This window comes from Cupriavidus consociatus (assembly GCF_017814975.1).
Classification (GTDB): domain Bacteria; phylum Pseudomonadota; class Gammaproteobacteria; order Burkholderiales; family Burkholderiaceae; genus Cupriavidus; species Cupriavidus consociatus.
On the sequence record NZ_JAGIQA010000096.1, the window covers coordinates 1 to 3,392 of the forward strand.

At 61.1% G+C, this 3,392-nt stretch carries 2 protein-coding genes; one reads left to right on the forward strand and one right to left on the reverse strand.

All coding sequences use genetic code 11. The features are described from left to right. Window positions 1-41: 41 nt before the first annotated feature. On the reverse strand, window positions 42-662 hold the full coding sequence (locus J8I82_RS37385; RefSeq protein ID WP_209765613.1) for a reverse transcriptase domain-containing protein: 621 nt from the start codon (window positions 660-662) through the stop codon (window positions 42-44). Window positions 663-1,744: 1,082 nt separating this feature from the next. Between J8I82_RS37385 and J8I82_RS37390 the strand changes: the two genes are divergently transcribed. Next, complete coding sequence (locus J8I82_RS37390; RefSeq protein ID WP_209765615.1) at window positions 1,745-3,268, forward strand: IS3 family transposase; 1,524 nt, start codon at window positions 1,745-1,747, stop codon at window positions 3,266-3,268. Window positions 3,269-3,392 lie beyond the last annotated feature (124 nt).

The window sequence follows — 3,392 nt, forward strand, 5'->3', positions numbered from 1 at the left end:
CCAGGGCGCCAGACACTCCCTCGAAATGCGCAGGCCCAATCTTACCCGGCAGTTTGCTCTATTGTTGGCGGCGACCTGACACCACCTTGCGGAGTTCCCCGAGTGCGTTCCACTCGAGTTCCATCCTTCAACTGCATCGGTGCCTTCAGCCATCGGTCGATGTACAGCATGGCCCAGTCGCTCCTCACGTGCTTTTGAAGCGCTCGCTGTAGCAAGTCATGGTCGATGTTGTCAAACAGGCCTTTGATATCAAACTCGAGAACCCAGTCGTATTTCCAGCACCGCTCTCGCGTTACCCCCACAGCGTCCAGCGCCGATTTCCCGGGCCGGTAGCCGTATGAGTCAGGCAAGAAGATCGACTCGATTCCAGGTTCAATGACCTGCTTGACTACCATCTGCGCAACACGATCCGCCACAGTGGGCACCCCTAAAATGCGCTCCCCGCCATTCTTCTTTGGAATGGCAACCGCTTTGACCGGATCGGGAAAGTAGCTGCCCGAGGACATGCGATTCCAGACCTTATACAGATTGCCTTTCAGGTCCGCTTCGAAGTCCTCGAGCGACTGCCGATCCACGCCCGCCGATCCTGCGTTAGCTTTGACTGCCTTGAACGCGTCATACACTAGCCACTTGTCGAAGACAAACGGTTTTGTTGCACTCATGGTCTCCTCCTGTTCCCAGTTGAACGCAGAATGCAACTCGCTTGACCCAACCCCTTTGCTCCGGCCGCATTACCAGCCTTCATCGCTCGTACGGGTTGGTCCGTCCCAGTGCTCCGCATCGGTACTCTCACCTCGTGGCTTCAACCACTTGAGTTTCTCCCTTCACATCGGAACGACTGGTTCCCGCAGTTCCACACAAGAGCCTGGATCAGCTTCACGCCCCCTTTACGCCGGTCGCCGCCCGCCCAGTAATCAGGCTTCCGGCTGGCTTGTCCCAGAGGAAAGAAGCGCCCCTGGTTTTGACGACAGATCTATAAATTACGACGCGTCTTCGGAAGGTTCACTTTCGTTCGTCTCTCTGATCCCTACCTGTTCGAGGTATAGCCTCGACACTTTGCCCCAACGCTCACCACCACGGCTCTTTACCGCAGCAGCTTGGGGTGGTTTGACGCCCGCTCCTGAAAACCGACGCCGGAGGGCCTACCTCCATCTCTCATGCAGCTTGTACACAGTCCGTCAGTCCGTTCGAACCTCCGTTCCATGTGGCTGCGGCACACCTTCTATCTCTTATCGCCCCCAGGGTTCAGATTTTATCGAGGCGACAACAATTCTGCCGCGGGGGATGGGAACGTGGTAAGCCCGATTCCTCGCCACTGAATCAGTGTATCGAGTCGGCGGCAGGCGACCCGCGAGGGAAGCTGTTGGGGGAGCGGGTAAGAGAACGCGGAGAAAGCGAAAGGCATGCTGTAATGGTGTGCATAGGGGTTCAAACTTTGCCCTGACCTGAAAGGGTGCAGACTTCCGCGAAGTGTGGCTGTCGCAAACCAGTATGTGAGGTTCGACGTGGGGGAAGCTTGGAAGAGGCTGCCTCATAGCAGTTCAGCGCCCTCGTCTCAGTGATGAGAAGGACCAACGATATGACGAATGCGAAGGGCTTGTGCAAGACGACAAGCCCGGTATCACCAAGTTGATGCTTTAGCTGTGCTTGAGCCGTATGCGGTGAAAGTCGCTCGTACGGTTCTTTGGGGAGGGAGCAGCGGAGACGCTGCTCTCTTACCCGCTAGGATCGTGCAGTAGCGCGGTTGTTACCGCCGGAGAGTGCGGCGGTGGAAGTGGTTTCAAGGGAATTGGGTGTGGCAGTGGCCACGCTGGAGCGCTGGCGTGCGGACGCTATGTCCATGCCCGCTCGCGAGCGGGCATGGACAGCGGCGGCCAGGTTTGAGGCGGTGCTGGCGACGGCTGCGATGGACGAGGCCAGCAAGAACGCCTGGTGCCGTGAGAATGGTGTGTATCCACTGGAGTTGGAGCAGTGGCGCACTGCCGCCACGCAGGCGCTGGCTGAGCCGGAGGATGCGCGCGCCACCCCTCGCGAGACGAAGGCCGATCGACGCCGCATCAAGGAACTCGAACGCGAGCTGCGCCGCAAGGAGAAGGCGCTGGCTGAAGCCGCCGGTCCTGCTGATACTCTCAAAAAAGCTCGAGGGCATCTTCCCAAAGGACAAGGACGAGGACGAGGACGCATGATCGTCCTGGAAGATCGCCACACGATGGTCCGCCATATCGAAACCGCTCACGCAGGCGGTGCTCGCCTGCGCCTGGCCTGCGAGGTAGCTGGCATCACCGTGCGCACGCTACAACGCTGGAAGGCCCACGATGGCTTGGTGGTCGGCGACCGCCGCCCCATGGTCGAGCGTCCCACGCCCGCGCATGCGCTGAGCATCGAGGAGCGCGAACGCATTCTGGCCGTTGCCAACGAGCCGCGCTTCGCCGACATGCCGCCGGCGCGCATTGTGCCCATGCTGGCCGATGAGGGTGTCTACTTGGCCAGCGAATCGAGCTTCGGCCGGGTGCTGCGCGCCCATGGGCAGACCCGGCACCGAGGACGCGCCAAGGCGCCGCGTCCGCCCACCACGCACGTGGCCACCGGGCCACGCCAACTGTGGTGCTGGGACATGACCTATTTGCCGGCCGAGGTCGCCGGGCGCTGGTTTTATTTGTACCTGATCCTGGACGTCTACAGCCGCAAGATCGTGGGCTTCGAGGTCCACGATCGCGACGACGCCAACCACGCGGCGCATCTGGTCAAACGCACGGCGCTGGCCGAGGGTATTCACGCCATGGCGGCCAAGCCGGTGCTGCATGGTGACAACGGCGCCACGCTCAAGGCCACTACGGTGCTGGCGATGTTGCACTGGCTGGGCGTCAAGCCCTCGTATTCGCGTCCACGCGTGAGCGACGACAACGCGTTTGTGGAGAGCCTCTTCCGCACAGCCAAGTACCGGCCGGAGTTCCCGTCCACGGGCTTTGCTGATCTGGCGGCGGCGCGCGCCTGGGCCGCGCACTTCGTCTACTGGTACAACCATGAGCACCGGCACAGTGGCATCCGCTACGTGAGCCCGGCACAGCGCCATGCCGGACAAGACGACGAGATTCTGGCCTCGCGCCACGCGCTGTATGTTCAGGCCCGTGACCGCAACCCGCGTCGCTGGTCACGCCACACGCGAGACTGGTCGCCAATCGACGCGGTCACGCTCAATCCGGAGCGCGAGATTGCCGTGCCCACCGGTATCAAGCCAGGCGCCGAAAACCAGCGTTTGGCTGCATGAATGAGGCGACAACTGCCTTGACGCGCGCCGGGATATATTCATATGACGGCGGTTTCAAGAGCGAAGTGCAACGCCCCGCATGTTATTGAAGAGGAAGCTTGTCCGAGGGATTTGCGAGTACCTG

Excerpts from the sequence above, each read along its gene's own strand:
- J8I82_RS37385 (WP_209765613.1), bottom strand. The coding sequence starts at position 662 with ATGAGTGCAACAAAACCGTTTGTCTTCGACAAGTGGCTAGTGTATGAC.